Genomic DNA, 18,789 nt, shown 5'->3' with positions numbered 1-18,789 from the left:
CCCATCCGAGGGGCCTTCTACAACATTCGCATCACGGCGGAGTCCCGCCGTCGCGCTGCCGTCAGGCGCGCTCGAGCAGGGCTCGACGCAGGCGGTCCGGCTCGACCCGCCAGTAGGTGTGCACGCGTCCGTCGATCAGGACGACCGGGATCTCCTCGACGAAACGCTCGTGCAGCTCCGCGTCGTCGAGGATCGAGGCCTCGGCGAGCGAGACGCTCGGAGCGCCGGGCACGTCCGCGAGCTCGGCGAGGACCTGCTGGACGATGGCGCGGGCGTCGTCGCAGAGGTGGCAGCCGGGCTTGCCCACGAGAGTCAGTGCCACATCCACGTGACCACTGTAGCCGCGGCCATCGCGCGGGACCCGGGACGGAGCGACCCCATAGACGCAGACGAGCGCCCGACCCCAGAGGGGCGGACGCTCGAAGGGTGAAGAGGCGCGAGCCTACTTCTTGTTGCGACGCTGGTGACGAGTCTTGCGAAGCAGCTTGCGGTGCTTCTTCTTCGCCATACGCTTGCGACGCTTCTTGATGACAGAACCCACGAAGACCTCACAACGTTCAGGGGGTCGACCGCCCGACGGACGGCCGCTTACGAAAAACTGGCTCCCGCGAGCTTACACGACGCGGACACCGACGAGGATCCGCGCCGTCGCGCCACCCCTGGCGGCGACCGACGTGGCCTCACTTCCGGATGCGCAGCGCCCCCGCGACCTTCGTCGCTCCCTCGCTCACGCCGCGCTGGATGTCCTGCACGACCGCGGTGACCTGGTGGGTGCGCTCCGCGAGCGCCCGCCCGAGCGACTCGGCCCGGGCGGCGGCGGCCGCGTCGAGCACGGCGGCGCCCTCGTCGGCCTCGTCCGCCGCGCCGAACGGCAGCAGCCAGTCCTCGACGGCGACCAGCGGCCCGTACTGCAGTGCGTAGATGCGGTGCTGCCCGCTCTCACGGACGGTGACGAGCCCCGCCTCGCGCAGCACCTTGAGGTGCTTGGACACCGTCGGCTGGCTGAGCTCGAGCTTCGCCACGATGCGCGAGACGCTCATGCCGCCGGCGCCCCCGGAACCCTCGACCCGCTGCTCCAGGAGGAGCGAGAGGATGTCGCGGCGGGTGCCGTCCGCGATCACCGCGAAGATGTCAGCCATCCCCCCAGGGTAGTCAGCGCCCTCCGCCGCGGGCAGGGTGTCGCCCGTGCGTATGCCCCGCGGCGCATGGCGTCCCGGCGCCCCGGGCGACGACCGGCGAGCGGGTAGCATGGCCGCGATCGAGTGGAGGGCCCGCCGTGGTGGTTCGGCAGCAGTTCCGCAGCCCCGTGGGCGTCTCGCCGGCCTCGCCGTGGTCGAGCTTCGCCCGGGCCCGCGACCTCGTCGACGACTTCGCCGGCCGCTCGCCGTCGCGCTTCGCGATCATGATCTTCTCGGGCCTGATCCTCGTCTTCACCCTGCTCTTCTCGCTGCCGGTGTCGAGCACGACCGGCACCGTCACTCCGCTGCACGACGCCTTCTTCACCGCGATGTCGGTCATCTGCGTCACCGGCCTCGCCACGGTCGACATGGCGACGCACTGGTCCGCGTTCGGCCACTCGATCGTCTTCATCGGCGTGAACATCGGCGCCCTCGGCGTGCTGACGCTCGCGTCGATCATGGGTCTCGCCATCTCGCGCCGCCTCGGGCTCCGCGCGAAGCTGATGGCTGCGAGCGACTCGAACCCGCTCCGCATCCACTCCGGTCCCGTCGCCGAGGGCCAGGCCGTGCGGCTCGGCGAGATCGGCGGTCTGCTCGCGACAGTCGCCATCAGCGCGGCGGTGATCGAGATCGTGGTCGCCCTGCTCCTCTTCCCGCGGATGCTGATCGACGGGATCCCGATCGGCGAGGCGATCTGGCACTCCTTCTACTACTCCGCGATGGCGTTCACGAACACCGGCTTCGCGCCCAACGCTGCCGGCCTCACGCCGTTCGAGGACGACTACTGGTTCCTCGGCATCCTGATGATCGGCGTCTTCCTCGGCTCGATCGGCTTCCCGGTGATCTACGCCTTCTCGCGCGGCTGGCGGCGCCCGCGCAAGTGGTCGGTGCACGTGAAGCTCACGCTGGTCACCTCGCTGATCCTGCTCGTCGCGGGAGCGGTGCTCTACATCGTGCTCGAGTTCGACAATCCGACGACCTTCGGCACCCTCGACGCCGGCGACACCGTCTTCCAGTCCTTCTTCCTGTCGACGATGACGCGCTCGGGCGGCTTCTCGACCATCTCGATCCCCGATCTCAACGGCTCCAGCCTGCTCGTCACGGACATGCTGATGTTCATCGGCGGGGGCTCGGCCTCGACCGCGGGCGGCATCAAGGTGACGACGCTCGCGATCCTCTTCCTCGCGGCGTTCGCCGAGGCGCGCGGCAACAACGACATGGAGGCGTTCGGCCGCCGGATCCCCAACGACGTGCTGCGCCTCGCGGTCTCCGTCGTGCTCTGGGGAGCCACCACCGTCGCCGTCTCCTCGGTCCTGATCCTGCACATCACCAAGGCGTCGCTGGACCACGTCCTCTTCGACGTGATCTCGGCGTTCGCCACCTCCGGCCTGTCGACCGGGCTCACCGCCGAGCTGCCGACGTCGGGTGTCTACGTGATGGCGCTGACGATGTTCATGGGCCGCGTTGGTACCGTGACTCTCGCTGCCGCGCTCGCCGCGAGCCAGCGCAGGCAGTTGTTCAGACGACCGGAAGAGAGGCCCATCGTTGGTTGACCGCATCAGGTACGACGCCCCGGTGCTGGTGATCGGCCTCGGTCGCTTCGGTGCCGCCACGGCCGGCCAGCTCGACCGCCTCGACCGCGAGGTGCTCGCGATCGACGCCGACGCCGGACTCGTGCAGAAGTGGTCGGAGCGGGTCACCCACGCGGTCCAGGCCGACGCCCGCTCGCTCGACGCCCTCGCCCAGATCGGCGCGCAGGACTTCCAGGTCGCCGTCGTCGCCGTCGGCTCCTCGATCGAGGCGTCCGTGCTGATCACCGCGAACCTCGTCGACCTCAAGATCCCGCAGATCTGGGCCAAGGCGATCTCGCGCTCGCACGGCAAGATCCTGGAGCGGATCGGCGCCAACCACGTGATCTACCCCGAGGCCGAGGCGGGCGAGCGCGTCGCGCACCTGGTCTCGGGCCGCATGCTCGACTTCATCGAGTTCGACGACGACTTCGTGCTGGCCAAGATGTACCCGCCCAAGCCGATCCGCGGCCTGACCCTCACCGAGTCGGGCGTGCGCCGCAAGCACCGCGTCACCGTCGTCGGCGTGAAGAGCCCGGGCAAGCCCTTCACCTACGCGACCGAGCAGACCGTCGTCTCGAACCACGACCTCATCGTCGTCAGCGGCACCCCCACCGACATCGAGCGCTTCGCAGCCCTCGGCTCCTGACCCCTCCCGCGAGATGCCACTTATGAGCTCCCGTCACGGCGTGTCGGGCTCATAAGTGGCATCTCGCGGAGGAGCGGCAGGGGTCAGGAGGCGGCGAGCTCGCGGGCACGGGCCAGGGCCGCGTCGGTGGCGCGGGTGAAGAGGGCGGCGAGGTCGGCCTCCTGCAGCACGGCGATCGCGCGCTCGGTCGTGCCGTTCGGGCTGGTGACCCGGCGGCGCAGCTCGGCGGGCTCCTCGCCGGAGTGCACCAGCAGCTCGGCGGCGCCCCGGAAGGTGCCGGTGACCATCGTCGCCGCCTGCTCGGGTGTGAAGCCCTTGGCGAGCGCCGCGGCGGTCAGCTCCTCGACCAGGAGGAAGACGTAGGCCGGCCCCGATCCCGAGATCGTCGACAGCGCGTCGAGCTGCGCTTCCGGCACCTCCACCACCTCGCCGACGGTCTCGAACAGCCGGCGGACCAGCGCCAGGTCGTCCTCGCTCGAGCGGGTGCCGGCGCTCAGGCCGGTGACCGCGCGGCCCACGACGGCCGGGGTGTTCGGCATCGAGCGGAGCACGGACACCGACGCGGGCAGGTGCGCCTCGAACGTCGCGACGGTCACTCCCGCCGCGACGCTGACCACGATCGTCCCGGGGGCGACGGCGTCGGCGATCTCGTCGAGCAGCGCGGGAACCATGTGCGGCTTCACGGCCACCAGCACCACGGCGGCGCCGTCGACCGCGCGCCGGTTCGCCTCCGGGTCGTCGGCGGTCGCGAACGCGGTCACCACCGGGTGGCCGCTCCAGCGCGCCGCCTTCTCCGCGTCGCGGTTGGTCACGCGGACACCGCCCTGCACCTCCACGTCGGGGGCGAGCAGTCCGCTGAGGATCGCGCCCCCCATCGAGCCGAGCCCGAGGACGGCGATGGACGGGAGCTGCACGGGTGCGTCGGTCATCCGCCCATCGTACGAAGGCGATCTCTCCGCAAGGGGCACGACTCGGTCGACGGCGGGAGCCTGCTGCCCGGCGCCCGCCTCCTAGGATGGGCCGACCACCCCCGAGCACCAGCACCCCGACGAGTCACCCCGAGGAGACCCCGTGAGCGCATCCGGAGGCGGTTCCGCCATCATCGCGGCGCTGGCCGCGAACCTCGGCATCGCGCTGACCAAGCTCGTCGCCTGGTTCTTCTCCGGCTCGGCCTCGATGCTGGCCGAGGGCGTGCACTCGCTCGCCGACTCCGGCAACCAGCTGCTGCTGCTGCTCGGCGGCCGCAAGTCGCGGAAGGCCGCCGACGAGGAGCACCCGTTCGGGTACGGCCGCGAGCGCTACGTCTACGCCTTCGTCGTCGCGATCATCCTCTTCTCCGTCGGCGGTGTCTTCTCGATCTACGAGGGTGTCGAGAAGATCGCCGAGCCGCACGAGCTCGAGAACGCCTGGCTGCCGATCCTGGTCCTCGTCGTCTCGATCTGCCTCGAGGGCTACTCGCTGCGCACCGGGGTCAAGGAGTCGAACAAGGTCCGCGGGCAGCAGTCCTGGCTGCAGTTCATCCGCCGGGCGAAGGCGCCGGAACTGCCGGTCGTGCTGCTCGAGGACGTCGCCGCGCTCACCGGTCTCGTCTTCGCGCTGCTCGGCGTCGGCCTCTCGGTGATCACCGGGAACACGGTCTTCGACGCGATCGGCACCATCATGATCGGCACCCTGCTGGTCGTCGTCGCGATCGTCCTCGGCGTCGAGACCAAGAGCCTGCTGGTCGGCGAGGGCGCGACCCCGGCCGACGCCGCGGCGATCCGCGCGGCCATCGAGGCCGGTCCGGACGTCGAGCGCGTCATCCACATGAAGACCCTCTACCTCGGTCCGGACGAGATCCTCGTCGCCGCCAAGCTCGCCTTCCCCGCCGCCGAGACCATGGCCGAGCTGGCCGAGGGGATCGACGCGACGGAGAAGCGGATCCGCGACGCGGTCCCGGCCGCCCGCGTCATCTACCTCGAACCCGACGTCGACCGCGGGGCGCAGCCGCCCTCGGCGGAGCCGACCGCCACCAGCGGGAGCGCCGGCTGATGCGCCGCGTCCTCGCGATCGTCAACGAGCGCGGCGCCGGACTCGGCGCCCTCGAGCCGATGCTGCGCGACCGGGGCTTCGCGGTCGACGCGGTCGCCGGCACCGACCTCGACTCGGTCGACATCCTCGCGCCCGATCTCGTCGTCACCCTCGGCTCGAGCGCCGGCGTCTACGAGACCGCCCGGCACCCCTTCATCTCGCCCGAGATCGCCCTGCTGCAGGACCGGCTGCACCACCGCCGGCCGACCCTCGGCGTCTGCTTCGGCGCGCAGCTGATCGCCGCCGCGCTCGGCGAGGAGGTCCGGCCGGGCCCGACCCGCGAGGTCGGCTTCCGCGGCATCGTCGCGACCGAGGCGGGGACCCGCTCGCCGCTGCGCCACCTCGCCGAGGTCCCGGTGATGCAGTGGCACAGTGACACCTTCGACCTGCCGGCGGGGACGACCCTGCTCGCCTCCTCGCCCTCCTACGCCGTCGAGGCGTTCGCGATCGACGACTGGCTGCTCGGCGTGCAGTTCCACCCGGAGCTCACCGGCGAGCTGGCCGCGCGCTGGCTCGAGGGCGACGCCGAGTACGCCGCGGGAGCGGGCTACGGGCACGAGCAGCTCGAGGACGACGTGCGCGAGGGCCGCTTCGAGCGGATGCGGACGGCGACGGAGGCGGCGCTGACCGAGTGGGTCGGCGCGCAGGGCTGACCGCGCTCCGGCCCGCTCAGCGCTTCGCCGCGAAGAAGTCGAGCAGCAGCCGGGCGCCCTCGTCGGCGCGCAGCCCCGGGTACACCTCGACCACGTGGTGCAGCCGTCGGTCGCGGAGCAGGTCGTGCACCGAGCCGGCCGCGCCCGCCTTCTCGTCCCACGCTCCGAAGACGACGCGCTCGAGCCGGGAGGCGAGGATCGCCCCCGCGCACATCGCGCACGGCTCGAGCGTGACCACGAGGGTGCAGCCCGCGAGCTGCCAGTCACCGCGGGCCGCCGCGGCCTCCCGCAGTGCGACCACCTCGGCGTGCGCCGTCGGATCCGTGCGCAGCTCGCGCTCGTTCCGGCCGCGCCCGATCACCGCGCCCTCGGCGTCCACGACCACCGCGCCGACCGGCACGTCGCCCCACCCGGCGGCCCGGCGGGCCTCGTCGAGCGCGAGCCGCATCCAGGCGTCCGCCTCGGGAGGGAGGGGGAGGTCGCTCTCGCGCATCGCGCCCCCTCGTCCGGCTCCGGCCGACTCCGACCGGCAAGTAGATTGAGCTTATGCGCGTCCATGTAGCCGACCACCCGCTGATCACGCACAAGCTCACCGTGCTGCGCGACAAGCGCACCCCCTCCCCCACCTTCCGGCAGCTCGCCGAGGAGCTGATGACCCTGCTCGCCTACGAGGCGACCCGCGGCGTCCGCACCCGCACCGTCACCATCGAGACGCCGGTCACCACGACCACCGGTCTCGCGCTGAGCGACCCGCAGCCGCTGGTCGTGCCGATCCTGCGCGCGGGCCTCGGGATGCTCGAGGGCATGGTCAAGCTCATCCCCACCGCCGAGGTGGGCTTCCTGGGCATGGCACGCAACGAGGAGACCCTCGAGCCGACCACCTACGCCGAGCGCCTGCCCGACGACCTGTCCAACCGCCAGTGCTTCGTGCTCGACCCGATGCTCGCCACCGGCGGCTCGCTGATCGCCGCCATCCAGTTCCTCTTCGACCGCGGCGCCGAGGACGTCACCGCCGTCTGCCTGCTCGCCGCCCCCGAGGGCCTCGCGGCCGTGGAGAAGGCGTTCGTCGGCAAGGACGTGACCATCGTCCTCGGCTCGCTCGACGAGAAGCTCAACGAGCTGGGCTACATCGTCCCCGGCCTCGGCGACGCGGGCGACCGCCTCTACGGGCTCGCCGGCTGAGCCGCTCCGGGCGCCCGCCGCGGCGCCCGGACCGCGCCAGTGTGCGCGGATCTGTTGACGGGGTCCGCCACCATCCGCTTTACTTTCGACCATGACTGACAACGCGCACGCCCTGACCTCCCTTGAGGCCATCGGGGATGCCGGCATGATGATGGCCGGCGGCCTCGTCCTGCGCTGTCGAATGTGCGCCTGAGGAATCACCCTCGCCGGTTCTCCGCACAGCCTCCGCCCCCGATCGCACTGATCGTCACGATCCTCCGATCGGCCGGGCGTCGCAGGCGCGGTGAACCCCTGGATGCCCCGCATCCGCCCCTGCCGGCCCGCACCTCGTGCACCGGCTCTCGCGCGCACACCCGGATCCGCTCCCCGGACACTCGTCCCGGATCCGACCAGCCCAAGGATTCGTCATGTCCCTCCTCCACGCCCGTCCCGTCTCCGCTCCCGCCGAGGCCCCCCGCCTCCAGGCCGCCCCCGAGCCCGCACCCGCCGCTCCCCGGCTCCGCGCCGTGCCGCAGGGCACCGAGGCCCGCGGCTTCGCCCTCTACGTCGGCATCGACGAGGCCAAGGCCCGCGCCGCCGGCATCGACCTCGGCCGCCTGGTCGAGGAGCTCAAGCGCGTCACCGCCGAGTTCGCTCCCGACGCCGAGACCTACGCCTCCGTCGCACTCGCCCCCCAGGGCGCCGGCGGCCGCGACGTCGACGTCGTCCGCCTCGCCCTCCAGGATCCGGCCGCTGTCGCCCGCCGCCGCTCCGAGACCGAGCCCGACCTCGACCGGGCCCCCGGCGGCGTCGTCATCGACATCTCGCGCAAGCGCGTCATCCTCGACGACGAGACCACGGCCCTCACCTACAAGGAGTTCGAGCTGCTGCAGTACCTCGTCCTCCGCGAGGGCCGCACCATCGAGCGCGCCGAGCTGATCTCCTCACTCTGGGGAGCCGCCGACGACGACGCCCCCAACGAGCGCACCATCGACGTGCACGTCCGCCGCCTCCGCGCCAAGCTCGGCCGCTACGAGGACATCGTCCGCACCGTCCGCGGCGTCGGCTACCGCTTCGACCGCCACGCGGACGTCGCCATCCGCTACGCGTCCACCCCTAGCCCCGACCTGTTTTGAGGAGTGGGCGCTCGCGCCCACTCCTCACGTGCTCGATGTGCTGCGCGAGCGCGAGCGCTCGCTCCGCCGCGGTCGGCTCCGCGGGAGGTCGCGTCTCAGAGAGCGTCCTCCCTACGGCTCGTGAGAAACGCTGGCACGCGTTTCTCACCGAACGCCTCGCAGAGGGCGGCTGGTCGTTCGGCACGAGTCGGACGGGGGCGGCACCACGACATGCTGGTCGAGTAGCCGCGGAGCGGCGTATCGAGACCCATGCTCAGACGGAGGGTGGATCTCGATACGCCCGCGGAGCGGGCTACTCGATCAGCATGAAAGGGACAGCGGAGCTTCGCGCGTCTGCAAGCGGCAGCGCTCCGCGTGCCTGCGGGTCCCGCGCTCGGTTGACGGAGGCCGCGCAACCATGCTGGTCGAGGAGCCGCGGGACGCGGCGTATCGAGACCCCGCCTCCGGGCGACGCGGGGTCACAGGGAAACCTCAGGAAATCGGTCCTTGCGGCGTTATCGATCCGTTATATAGTTCAAGTGCGTCGACCGTTTGCTGTGGCGGGAAGCGCAAGAAGTGATTGCAGGACACTCTTGGTGCAAGGGAATGAAGGCCGGCCGCTCGCCTCAGCGGCCGGCCTTCTGTCGTTCCCGGACTGAGCACCGCCTCCGCGCGACACCCTCCGGACGACCCCCCGCCCCGGGCGCCGCGGGGCCGTCGAGACGCCGTATCCTGAACGGAACACAAGGAGGATGCGTGAGCTCGAGACGTGCGGTCGCCGCGTGGGAGTCGCTGTTCCGAGCGCAGGTGCACGTGATGCGGGCGCTGAGCACCGACTTCCCGTCGAAGGAGATCTCGCTCAACGAGTACGACGTCCTCTTCAACCTCACGCTGCAGCCCGAGCGCCGGGCCCGGCTCCGGGACCTGAACAAGCACGTCCTCCTGACGCAGCCGAGCGTCAGCCGCCTGATCGACCGCCTGGTCGCCCGCGGCTGCGTGACCAAGAGCGAGGACCCGACCGACGCCCGCGGCACGGTCATCCAGATCACCGACGAGGGCTACGCGCTCTTCCGGCGGGTGGCGATGACGCACATGCAGACGATCTCGGACCACGTCGGAGCGGCCCTCGACGACGACGAGCTGGAGCAGCTGACCGCCCTCTGCGACAAGCTGCGCGAGCGCGTCGCCTCGGCTTGAGCGCCCCCGCCCTCCGCTAGCACGCCCCGCCGCCGTGCGGCCAGCACTTCGCAGGGGCGCCGCGCTCGCGGATCATGGAGGGACCATGAGCAGCTCCTCCCCCACCCTCGTCTGGCTCCGCGACGACCTGCGTCTCGCCGACAATCCGGCACTCCGGGCCGCGATCGACCGCGGCGGCCCCGTCGCCGTCTGCTACGTGCTCGACGAGGAGTCCGACGGCATCCGACCGCTCGGCGGCGCGGCCCGCTGGTGGCTGCACGGGAGCCTGCTCGCGCTCGCGGGCGACCTCGAGGAGGCCGGAGCGTCCCTGATCCTGCGCCGCGGACCGGCCGAGGCCGTCGTCCTGCAGCTCGCCGAGGAGCTGGGCGCGGGCGCGGTGCACTGGAACCGCCGCTACGGCAAGGCGGAGCGGACCGTCGACGCCGCGATCAAGGAGGCGCTGCGCGACCGGGACGTCGAGGCGGAGAGCCACCAGGGCTCGCTGCTCTTCGAGCCGTGGACCGTGCAGACCGGCGGCGGCACCCCCTACTCCGTCTACACGCCGTTCGCGCGCGCCTGCCGCAACCGGGACACCCCGCGCGCTCCGCTGCCGCGACCGCGCGAGATCGACGGGATCGAGACGGAGGCGGCCTCCGACGACCTCGACGACTGGCAGCTGCTGCCGACCAGCCCCGACTGGGCGGGCGGGCTCCGCGAGCGCTGGGTGCCGGGCGAGAAGGCGGCGGCGAAGCGGCTGCGTGCGTTCCTCGCCGAGCAGCTCGACGACTACGCCGACGACCGGAACCTGCCGGCGCGCGATGCCACCTCGAATCTGTCTCCGCACCTGCGCTGGGGCGAGATCAGCCCGTTCCAGGTCTGGCACGCTCTCGAGGAGGCGCACGCGAAGGGGCAGCACCGCGGTGAGGGCAGCGACCGCTTCCTCGCCGAGGTGCTCTGGCGCGAGTTCTGCTACCACCTGCTCTTCCACTGGCCCGACCTCGCGACCGCCAACTTCGACTCCCGCTTCGACTCCTTCCCCTGGGGCCACCCGGGCGAGGACAAGATCGATGCCTGGCACCAGGGCCGCACCGGCTTCCCGCTCGTCGACGCGGGGATGCGCGAGCTCTGGAAGACCGGCTACATGCACAACCGGGTCCGGATGGTCACCGCGTCGTTCCTGATCAAGAACCTGCTGGTCGACTGGCGGGTGGGCGAGGACTGGTTCTGGGACACGCTCGTGGACGCGGACCCGGCGAGCAACGCCGCCAACTGGCAGTGGGTCGCGGGGTCCGGCGCCGACGCGTCGCCGTTCTTCCGCGTGTTCAACCCCGTCACGCAGTCGAAGAAGTTCGACCCGGAGGGCGGCTATCTGCGCGAGTACGTCCCGGAGCTGGCCGAGCTCGACCGCACCGTGATCCACGAGCCGTGGACGCTCGGCGACACGCTGACGCCGGAGGCGGACGGCTACCCCGCACCGATCCTCGACCTCAAGGAGACGCGGGTGCACGCCCTGGACGCGTTCGCGGTGATCAAGAGCGCGAAGCGCGACATCTCGCGCCGCGACGACGACGACTGAGACCCCGCCTCGGCCGTGGACGGGCCGGCCTTCGACGGCTCGGCCCTAGATGTACATCGCGGGGTCGATCCAGAATGCCGGATCCGCGAGCGCGTCCTCGGCACGGCCCAGCGCGCGCAGGTCACGGGCGGGGATCCCGACCAGCACCGCGTGGTCCGGGGCGTCCTTCACCACGACCGCGTTCGCGCCGACGCTCACGTCCGAGCCGAGCACGATCGGCCCGAGGATCACGGCCCCCGCGCCGACGACCACGCGGTCGCCGAGCGTCGGGTGGCGCCGCTCGCGCTTCGCCGACTTCCCGCCCAGTGTGACGGAGTGGTAGAGCATGCAGTCGTCGCCGATCAGCGCCGTCTCGCCGATCACGACACCCATGCCGTGGTCGATGAAGAGCCGGCGGCCGATCGTCGCGCCGGGATGGATCTCCACTCCGGTCGCCGCGCGGGCCGCCTGCGCGAGCAGCCGGGCCGGCAGGCGCGCGCCGCGCCGCCACCACCGGTGGGCGAGGCGGTGCACCCAGACCGCGTGCAGCCCCGGGTAGGCGAGCACCACCTCCGCCGCGCTGCGGGCCGCAGGGTCGCGCAGGCGCGCGGCCGCCACGTCCTCGCGGAGGCGTGCGAGGGCGGTGGGACGTCCGGCCACGCCCTGACGGGGTCCGGCGGCGCTCAGCTGCGGAGGTCCTCGTAGAGGACCGTCGAGATGTACCGCTCGCCGAAGTCGCAGACGATCGCGACGATCGTCCTGCCCGCGTTCTCGGGGCGCTTCGCGACCTCGAGGGCCGCCCACATGATCGAGCCGGAGGAGATGCCGCCGAGGATGCCCTCCTGCGCCGCCATCGCGCGTGCCACGCGCACCGAGTCGTCGAGGGTGACGTCGATGATCTCGTCGTAGACGTCGCGGTCGAGGTTGGCGGGCACGAAGTTGGCGCCGATCCCCTGGATCTTGTGCGGGCCGGCCGTGCCCTGCGTGAGGAGCGGCGAGTCGATCGGCTCGACGCCGATGATCTGCACGCCGGGCTTGCGCTCCTTCAGGACCTGGCCGACGCCGGTGATGGTGCCGCCCGTGCCGATGCCGGCGACGAAGACGTCGACCTCGCCGTCGGTGTCCTCCCAGATCTCCTCGGCCGTCGTGCGGCGGTGCACCTCCGGGTTGGCGGCGTTCTCGAACTGACGGGCGAGCACGGCGCCCGGGGTCTCGGCGACGATGGCCTGCGCCCTCTCGACCGCGCCGCGCATGCCCTCGGAGCCGGGGGTCAGCACGATCTCGGCGCCGTAGGCGCGCAGCAGGACCCGGCGCTCGGTCGACATCGTCTCGGGCATCGTCAGGATCACCTTGTAGCCGCGGGCCGCGCCGACCATGGCCAGCGCGATGCCGGTGTTGCCGCTCGTGCCCTCGACGATCGTGCCACCCGGCGGCAGCTCCCCCGACGCCTCGGCGGCGTCGACGATCGCGACGCCGATGCGGTCCTTCACGCTGTTCGCGGGGTTGTAGAACTCGAGCTTGGCCAGGACGACGGCGCTGTCCGCTCCGTCGAGGCGGTTGATGCGGACGAGCGGGGTCCTGCCGACGAGCTGCGTCACGTCGTCGTGGATGCGTGCCATGGTGTGTGCTTTCTGCCGGGGCCGACCGCCCCGGGGCCCCGGGGCGACTGGTGGTGCGGTGATGCCGACGCTCCCCTCGCGGGGACGCACCCTCCACGATACGGAAGCGGCGTCGCCGGGGGCGCCTTCCGCCGGTCATGCGCGCCGGATTCCCACCTCCGGGTCGCCGTCCGATTCCGAGGTCGCGGACGCCTCGTCACAGGTGCATCTCGTCCTCTCGGAGGACCCCCTCCTCCCGGGCGCGTCGCGTACCATGACCGAGGGGATTCGCACGACCGGCGCGACGACCCGCCACCCTGCATTCGCGCGGCACCACCGCGCCGGAAGGACCTCCCGCTCCATGGCTCTCCCCACCGCATCCCGCAGCTCCGCTCGACCGCTCGGGATGTCGTTGCGGGCAGTGCTGGGCTTCATCGGGATGAGTGCCGTGGCCGGCGTGCTGATCACCGTCGGCGTCACTCCGGCGCTCGCGCTGACGGGCCTCGCGACCAGCAACACCATCGGCATGTTCCAGAACCTGCCCGGCTACCTCGACGCCGGCCAGCTGATGCAGCGCACCAACATCTACGCGGGCGACGGCACCACCCTCCTCGCCTCCGTCTACAACCAGAACCGCGTCGAGGTCGGCTGGGACGAGGTCGCGCAGACCGCCAAGGACGCCGCGGTCGCCGGCGAGGACCCGCGCTTCTACGAGCACGGCGGCATCGACCTGCAGGGCACGCTCCGCGCGCTCGCGGTCACGCTGACCGGCGACGACCTGCAGGGCGGCTCGTCGATCACGCAGCAGTACGTCAAGAACGTCCTCGTGCAGAAGGCCGAGTCGATCACCGACGAGGCCGAGCGCGACGCCGCCTACAAGCTCGCCACCGACCCGACCCCCGAGCGCAAGCTCAAGGAGATGCGCCTCGCGATCGGCCTCGAGAAGGAGACGTCGAAGGACGACATCCTGCTCGGCTACCTCAACATCGCGCTCTTCGGCGGGACGGTCTACGGCATCGAGGCCGCGGCCAACTACTACTACGGCATCCCCGCCAGCCAGCTCTCGACCTCGCAGGCGGCGTCACTGCTGGCGATCGTCAACAACCCGTCGAAGTTCCGCTTCGACGACCCGACGGACGAGGCGAACGGCGCCGCGAACGGCTACGCCGCGACGAAGGAGCGTCGCGACTACATCCTGGCCGAGGAGCTGAAGTACTCGAAGATCAGCCAGGAGGTCTACGACGCGGCGATCGCCGAGCCGATCACGCCGAACATCACCGAGCCCTCCACCGGCTGCGCCACCGCGGGCAACGCGGCGTACTTCTGCGAGTACGTGCTGAACGTGCTGCGCAACGACGAGGCGTTCGGCGCCGACGACGACGAGCGCTACCAGCGGATCCGCCAGGGCGGCTTCGACATCGTCACGACCCTCGACCTCGACATCCAGCAGGTCTCGCAGGCGGCGATCAACGCCTACATCCCGTCGTACGACCCCCGCTTCCAGGTCGGCGCGACCGCCGCGTCGGTCGAGGCCGGCACCGGCCGCGTGCTGTCCATGGTGCAGAACACGAAGTACAGCCAGGACGAGGAGTTCCTCGCCGCGAACCCCGGCTTCAGCGCGATCAACCTCAACGTCGACGTCGACATGGGCGGCACGGCCGGCGTCCAGACCGGCTCGACCTACAAGGTCTTCACCCTCGCGCAGTGGCTGCAGGCGGGTCACACTCTCAACGAGTCGTTCCCGTCGCCGACCTCGGGCTTCCGCTCCTATCCGCAGAAGTGCGACACCGCGAACGACGGCTACTACGCGGGTGCGCGGTTCGCACCGCGGAACGACGTCGCGTCCGAGGACGCCTCATCGATGACCGCGGTCCAGGCGACGGCCAACTCGATCAACACCGGCTTCATGGGCATGGCCAACCAGCTCGACCTCTGCGACATCCGCACGACGGCGGAGTCCTTCGGCATCCACCGCGCCGACGCCAAGGAGCTGCAGAGCGGACCGGCAGCGGTTCTCGGGACCAACGAGATCGCACCGCTCACCGTCGCCAACGCGTACGCCGGCATCGCGAACGACGGGACGACCTGCGCCGCGATCGTCATCGACCGGATCACGGACAGCGCCGGCGCGGCCGTGGCGCCGCCCGCCCCGTCCTGCACGCAGTCCGTCACCCCGGAGGTGGCTCGAGGAATGCAGTACGCCATGCAGCGGGTCATCACCTCCGGTACCGCCACCGCCTCGGACCCGCGCGACGGCATCGAGCACATCGGCAAGACGGGCACGACCGACGAGGCGGCGGACGTCTGGACCGCCGGCGCCAGCCGCTCCGCGTCGCTCGCCGTCTGGGTCGGCAGCATCAAGGGCTTCGACGACGGATCGAAGCAGAACCTCCGCACCACCCGCCTCACCGGCGAGGAGGGGACCATCCGGGCCGCCGACGCGCGTCACGCGATCTGGAAGCCGATCATGACGGCGCTCGACCAGAAGTACGGCGGCGACGACTTCATCGACCCGCCCGCCTCGATGCTCGCGTCGTCCCCGCGCACCGCCACGCTGACCGAGGTGCCGGACGTGACCGGGCTGACGGTCGCCGCGGCCACGGCCACCCTCACCGCCGCCGGCTTCTCCGTCGGCAGGAGTGAGCCTGTCGGCTCGACGTCGGTCCCCGAGGGCTCCGTCGTCTCGACGACGCCCAGCGCGGACGAGACCGTCCTGCGGGGTGCCGTCATCCCGCTGCAGGTGAGCATCGGCGAGGCGTCGAAGAACCCGGGCGACAACGCCGACATCAACGGCACGCTGCTCACCGCCGATTCCGAGTGACGTCGCCGGGCCGCCGCACCTGACGGCGTGCGCCACCCCGTCGCACGACACCGACCGTGCAGGACGTCGGCGATCCGGTCCTCACCCTGAACAGCGCGGGTCACTCAGCGTGCCCGCACGGCTGAAGGGTCACGTGGTCACGTGGTCGTCGCGCGGAGGATGTGCCCGCGGCTCGCTCCCGTCAGCGGGCGGACGTGTTCCGTGCCGGGCGCTGGAGCCGCGGGCGCGCCTGGGCGGGGATGTCGGGAGCGTCGCCTAGGGTGCTGGTGCACCGAGAGGATCCATCCTGAAGCGTCCGAACGTTCCCGTCTTCCAGCCCCGTCGCACCGTCCACGGGGCCCTCGGCGCGCTGTTCGGATTCGTGATCGTCAGCGTGCTGGCCGGGCTGCTCGCGACGATCGTCGTGGCGCCGGCGGTCGCGCTCACCGGGGCCGCCACCTCGGGCACGATCTCGGCGTTCCAGTCGCTGCCGAGCTACCTCGAGGTCGGCGAGCTGATGCAGAAGACGGACGTCTACGCGGGCGACCCCGAGGACCCGACGCTCCTCGCCTCCTTCTACGACCAGAACCGCATCGAGGTGGCCGCCGACCAGATCGCGGCGCCGGTCTTCGACGCCCTCGTCTCGAGCGAGGACCCGCGCTACTACGAGCACGGCGGCATCGACCTGCAGGGCACCCTGCGCGCCGTCGCCAGCACCTACCTCCTCGACGCGGCGCCGCAGGGCGGCTCGTCGATCACGCAGCAGTACGTCAAGAACGTCCTCGTGCAGAAGGCCGAGTCGATCAGCGACGAGACCGAGCGCGCCGCGGCCTACGCGGAGGCGACCGCGACCACTCCCGAGCGCAAGCTCAAGGAGATGCGTCTCGCGATCGGGGTGGAGAAGGAGTACTCGAAGGACGAGATCCTCCTCGGCTATCTCAACATCGCCCTCTTCGGCGGCACCGTCTACGGCATCGAGGCCGCGGCCGAGTACTACTACGGCGTCGACGCGGCCGACCTCACGGTCGGGCAGTCGGCCGCGCTGCTGGCGATCGTCAACAACCCGGAGAAGTTCCGCTTCGACCGCCCCGACGACCCCGACAACGGCGAGGCGAACGGCTACGCGCTCACCACGAGCCGGCGCGATTACATCCTCGACCGGATGCTCGAGTACGGGAAGATCGACGCCGCGACCCGCGACGCCGCGAAGGCCGCGCCGATCGAGCCGGTCATCACTCCCCCGTCGACCGGCTGCCAGACCGCGGGCAGCGCCGCCTACTTCTGCGACTACGTCTCGCACGTGCTGCGCAACGACCCGGCCCTCGGCGCCACCGCCGACGAGCGCTACGCGGCGCTCAAGCGCGGCGGGCTCAAGGTCTACACGACGATCGACCTCGCCATGCAGGACACCTCGGCGCAGGTCATGACCGACCAGGTGCCCGCGACCGACCCGCGCTTCGACGTCGGGGCCGCGGCCGTCGGCGTGGAGACCGGGACCGGGCGGATCCTGAGCATGGTGCAGAACAAGAAGTACAGCCAGGACCCGGAGCAGATCGCCTCGGCCGACGGCGCCGAGTACTCCGCGATCAACCTCTCGGTCGACGCGGCCTACGGGGGCGGCAACGGCTTCCAGCCGGGCTCCACCTACAAGGTCTTCACGCTGATGGAGTGGCTGCAGGACGGGCACACCCTGCTCGAGCAGTTCGACGCCAAGAACAAGAACTGGACCGGCTTCCAGGACAGCTGCGAGGGCCCGCAGGACTACGGGGTGTTCAATCCGAACAACAACGGCGGGCAGATCTTCCCTGCCTCGCTGAACGCACTGGAGTCCACGATCGACTCCATCAACACCGGCTTCATCGGCATGGCACACCTGCTCGACCTCTGTGACATCCGCAAGACCGCGGAGGCGTTCGGCGTGCATCGCGCGGATGCGACCCCGCTGCTCGAATCCCCGGCGACGGTGCTCGGCACGAACGAGATCGCCCCGCTGACCATGGCGGTCGCCTACGCGGGCGTCGCGAACGACGGCCGGACCTGCAGCGCGGTGGCCATCGACTCGATCATCGGGCCCGAGGGGCAGGACATCGAGGCGCCCGCCTCGACCTGCACGCAGTCGACGACGACGGCCGTCGCCCGCGCCACGCAGTACGCGCTGCTCGAGGTCACCTCGCAGGGCACCGGTCAGGCGGCGAGCCCCGGCGACGGCATCGAGCACATCACCAAGACCGGCACCACCGACGGTGCGGCCGACGGCTGGACGCTCGGCGCCTCCTCCGAGGTCGCCCTCGCGGTCTGGGTCGGCAGCATCTCCGCACTGAACGACGCCGGCAAGCGGATGGCGCTCGACTCGATCGACCTCGACAGCGGTTCGGCGATCCTCGCGCGGCACCGGATCTGGAACCCGGTGATGACCGCCTTCGACCGCGAGTACGGCGGCTCCGCGTTCGCGAAGCCCGACCAGTCCCTCGTGAAGGCGCCGATGGTGACCATCCCGGACGTGACGGGCAAGAGCGTCGACGCGGCCGTCAGCGCGCTGAAGGCGGCGGGGTTCGTGGTCGGCGGGATGAGCCAGGTCGACTCGTCGGTGCCCGAGGGCCAGGTCGCCGGGACGGATCCCTCGGCGGGGACCTCGGTGATCCGCGGCTCGGAGATCGGCGTGCGGATCAGCACCGGCTCGACCGCGACGAGCCCGCCGCAGCCGTCGGTCTGAGCCCCAGCGCGTTCCGCCGTCAGTGGTGGAAGCGGTGCACGACCGCGTGGCCCCTGCCGCGGCTGATCAGCCAGCGGTTGACCGGGGTGGTGACCACGAAGGCCAGGGCGAGCGAGCCGGCGAGGGAGCCCCAGAAGAGCCCCGTCGCGAGACCCGCGTCCATCGCGCCGGGGATCGCCAGCATCGCCGTGTTGTCGATGACCTCCATCACCGCGATCGAGACGGTGTCCGCCGCGAGGGCGATGCCGACGGCGGCGCGCCAGGAGACCCCCGCTCGGAGCACGCCGCGCATCGTCAGGGCGTAGCCGAAGGCGAAGGCGAGCACGATGGAGAGCACGACGGTGCCGAGGGTGTGCAGCCCGAGTGCGGTGCCGAGCACCATGCCGAGGACCTCGCCGATGGCGCAGCCGGTGAGGCAGTGCAGGGTGGCCGTCGCGGCGGTCCGCCAGGACGTCGTGGCGGAGGACGTGTGCGTGCTGTGGTCGTGCGCGGCGTCGGTCATCGGTGCTCCCTCGTGGTCGGTCACCGTGGTGCAACATACCCCCGGGGGGTA

The 18,789-nt window shown here is 71.4% G+C and carries 18 protein-coding genes; 10 read left to right on the top strand and 8 right to left on the bottom strand.

The annotated features are described in order from the left end of the window. Positions 1–61 precede the first annotated feature (61 nt). From MT355_RS01675 to MT355_RS01665, 3 genes are all read right to left on the bottom strand, one after another. On the bottom strand, positions 62–328 hold the full coding sequence (locus MT355_RS01675) for a glutaredoxin family protein (protein WP_243598292.1): 267 nt from the start codon (positions 326–328) through the stop codon (positions 62–64). Positions 329–442: 114 nt separating this feature from the next. Beyond that, positions 443–541 carry a 30S ribosomal protein bS22 gene (locus MT355_RS01670; protein WP_003792170.1) on the bottom strand — a complete coding sequence of 33 codons (99 nt, stop codon included), beginning with the start codon at positions 539–541 and terminating at the stop codon, positions 443–445. A gap of 139 nt (positions 542–680) precedes the next feature. After that, positions 681–1,139 carry a helix-turn-helix transcriptional regulator gene (locus tag MT355_RS01665; protein ID WP_123736765.1) on the bottom strand — a complete coding sequence of 153 codons (459 nt, stop codon included), beginning with the start codon at positions 1,137–1,139 and terminating at the stop codon, positions 681–683. A 167-nt stretch (positions 1,140–1,306) separates the two neighbouring features. Between MT355_RS01665 and MT355_RS01660 the strand changes: the two genes are divergently transcribed. Both MT355_RS01660 and MT355_RS01655 read left to right on the top strand, forming a co-directional pair. Continuing rightward, positions 1,307–2,731, top strand: a complete 1,425-nt coding sequence (locus MT355_RS01660) for a TrkH family potassium uptake protein (protein ID WP_374204633.1) — start codon at positions 1,307–1,309, stop codon at positions 2,729–2,731. Then, the gene (locus tag MT355_RS01655; RefSeq protein ID WP_123446620.1) at positions 2,724–3,395 is read left to right on the top strand and encodes a TrkA family potassium uptake protein; all 672 of its coding nucleotides are present in this window, start codon (positions 2,724–2,726) and stop codon (positions 3,393–3,395) included. Before MT355_RS01660 ends, MT355_RS01655 begins: the two co-directional genes overlap by 8 nt. An 83-nt stretch (positions 3,396–3,478) precedes the next feature. Here MT355_RS01655 and proC read toward each other — a convergent pair whose 3' ends face one another. Next, positions 3,479–4,324 (bottom strand): pyrroline-5-carboxylate reductase, encoded by an 846-nt coding sequence (gene proC / locus MT355_RS01650; RefSeq protein ID WP_243598291.1) that lies wholly within the window; start codon positions 4,322–4,324, stop codon positions 3,479–3,481. 142 nt (positions 4,325–4,466) lie between these two features. Here proC and MT355_RS01645 point away from each other — a divergent pair, with 142 nt between their 5' ends. Continuing rightward, on the top strand, positions 4,467–5,426 hold the full coding sequence (locus tag MT355_RS01645; RefSeq protein ID WP_243598290.1) for a cation diffusion facilitator family transporter: 960 nt from the start codon (positions 4,467–4,469) through the stop codon (positions 5,424–5,426). Beyond that, the gene (locus MT355_RS01640; RefSeq protein WP_123736762.1) at positions 5,426–6,118 is read left to right on the top strand and encodes a gamma-glutamyl-gamma-aminobutyrate hydrolase family protein; all 693 of its coding nucleotides are present in this window, start codon (positions 5,426–5,428) and stop codon (positions 6,116–6,118) included. Before MT355_RS01645 ends, MT355_RS01640 begins: the two co-directional genes overlap by 1 nt. 16 nt (positions 6,119–6,134) lie before the next feature. Here the strand turns inward: MT355_RS01640 and tadA are convergent, their stop codons facing one another. Then, entirely contained in the window at positions 6,135–6,611 is a 477-nt protein-coding gene (gene tadA, locus MT355_RS01635; RefSeq protein WP_243598289.1) for a tRNA adenosine(34) deaminase TadA, read from the bottom strand. 53 nt (positions 6,612–6,664) lie between these two features. On the opposite strand from tadA, the gene upp reads away from it, so the two are divergent. The 4 genes from upp to MT355_RS01615 all read left to right on the top strand — a co-directional run bounded on the left by upp (position 6,665) and on the right by MT355_RS01615 (position 11,146). Next, positions 6,665–7,300 carry a uracil phosphoribosyltransferase gene (upp, locus tag MT355_RS01630; RefSeq protein ID WP_123446624.1) on the top strand — a complete coding sequence of 212 codons (636 nt, stop codon included), beginning with the start codon at positions 6,665–6,667 and terminating at the stop codon, positions 7,298–7,300. A 407-nt stretch (positions 7,301–7,707) separates the two neighbouring features. After that, the gene (locus tag MT355_RS01625; RefSeq protein ID WP_123736761.1) at positions 7,708–8,415 is read left to right on the top strand and encodes a winged helix-turn-helix domain-containing protein; all 708 of its coding nucleotides are present in this window, start codon (positions 7,708–7,710) and stop codon (positions 8,413–8,415) included. A 795-nt stretch (positions 8,416–9,210) separates the two neighbouring features. Then, a complete protein-coding gene (locus tag MT355_RS01620; RefSeq protein ID WP_243598696.1) occupies positions 9,211–9,591 on the top strand; it encodes a MarR family winged helix-turn-helix transcriptional regulator in 381 nt (126 codons plus the stop codon). A gap of 85 nt (positions 9,592–9,676) precedes the next feature. Then, positions 9,677–11,146: a deoxyribodipyrimidine photo-lyase gene (locus MT355_RS01615; protein WP_243598288.1), complete on the top strand. Its 1,470-nt coding sequence runs from the start codon at positions 9,677–9,679 to the stop codon at positions 11,144–11,146. Between the two features lie 45 nt (positions 11,147–11,191). Here MT355_RS01615 and epsC read toward each other — a convergent pair whose 3' ends face one another. Beyond that, positions 11,192–11,785: a serine O-acetyltransferase EpsC gene (gene epsC / locus MT355_RS01610; protein WP_243598287.1), complete on the bottom strand. Its 594-nt coding sequence runs from the start codon at positions 11,783–11,785 to the stop codon at positions 11,192–11,194. A 23-nt stretch (positions 11,786–11,808) separates the two neighbouring features. Further along, positions 11,809–12,744 carry a cysteine synthase A gene (gene cysK / locus MT355_RS01605; RefSeq protein ID WP_123736823.1) on the bottom strand — a complete coding sequence of 312 codons (936 nt, stop codon included), beginning with the start codon at positions 12,742–12,744 and terminating at the stop codon, positions 11,809–11,811. 340 nt (positions 12,745–13,084) lie between these two features. Here cysK and MT355_RS01600 point away from each other — a divergent pair, with 340 nt between their 5' ends. Both MT355_RS01600 and MT355_RS01595 read left to right on the top strand, forming a co-directional pair. After that, complete coding sequence (locus MT355_RS01600) at positions 13,085–15,544, top strand: penicillin-binding protein (RefSeq protein ID WP_243598286.1); 2,460 nt, start codon at positions 13,085–13,087, stop codon at positions 15,542–15,544. A 361-nt stretch (positions 15,545–15,905) separates the two neighbouring features. After that, positions 15,906–18,236, top strand: coding sequence for a penicillin-binding protein (locus tag MT355_RS01595; protein WP_243598285.1), 2,331 nt, complete (start codon positions 15,906–15,908; stop codon positions 18,234–18,236). 19 nt (positions 18,237–18,255) lie between these two features. Here the strand turns inward: MT355_RS01595 and MT355_RS01590 are convergent, their stop codons facing one another. Beyond that, a complete protein-coding gene (locus tag MT355_RS01590) occupies positions 18,256–18,738 on the bottom strand; it encodes a DUF4396 domain-containing protein (RefSeq protein WP_243598284.1) in 483 nt (160 codons plus the stop codon). Positions 18,739–18,789 lie beyond the last annotated feature (51 nt).

This window comes from Rathayibacter sp. VKM Ac-2929 (assembly GCF_022815495.1).
Classification (GTDB): Bacteria; Actinomycetota; Actinomycetes; order Actinomycetales; family Microbacteriaceae; genus Rathayibacter; species Rathayibacter festucae.
This window is presented reverse-complemented; position numbering and strand designations above follow the sequence as displayed.

Excerpts from the sequence above, each read along its gene's own strand:
- MT355_RS01665 (WP_123736765.1), bottom strand. The coding sequence starts at position 1,139 with ATGGCTGACATCTTCGCGGTGATCGCGGACGGCACCCGCCGCGACATC.
- proC (WP_243598291.1), bottom strand. The coding sequence starts at position 4,324 with ATGACCGACGCACCCGTGCAGCTCCCGTCCATCGCCGTCCTCGGGCTC.
- MT355_RS01640 (WP_123736762.1), top strand. The coding sequence starts at position 5,426 with ATGCGCCGCGTCCTCGCGATCGTCAACGAGCGCGGCGCCGGACTCGGC.
- tadA (WP_243598289.1), bottom strand. The coding sequence starts at position 6,611 with ATGCGCGAGAGCGACCTCCCCCTCCCTCCCGAGGCGGACGCCTGGATG.
- upp (WP_123446624.1), top strand. The coding sequence starts at position 6,665 with ATGCGCGTCCATGTAGCCGACCACCCGCTGATCACGCACAAGCTCACC.
- MT355_RS01625 (WP_123736761.1), top strand. The coding sequence starts at position 7,708 with ATGTCCCTCCTCCACGCCCGTCCCGTCTCCGCTCCCGCCGAGGCCCCC.
- MT355_RS01620 (WP_243598696.1), top strand. The coding sequence starts at position 9,211 with ATGCGGGCGCTGAGCACCGACTTCCCGTCGAAGGAGATCTCGCTCAAC.
- MT355_RS01615 (WP_243598288.1), top strand. The coding sequence starts at position 9,677 with ATGAGCAGCTCCTCCCCCACCCTCGTCTGGCTCCGCGACGACCTGCGT.
- cysK (WP_123736823.1), bottom strand. The coding sequence starts at position 12,744 with ATGGCACGCATCCACGACGACGTGACGCAGCTCGTCGGCAGGACCCCG.
- MT355_RS01600 (WP_243598286.1), top strand. The coding sequence starts at position 13,085 with ATGGCTCTCCCCACCGCATCCCGCAGCTCCGCTCGACCGCTCGGGATG.
- MT355_RS01590 (WP_243598284.1), bottom strand. The coding sequence starts at position 18,738 with ATGACCGACGCCGCGCACGACCACAGCACGCACACGTCCTCCGCCACG.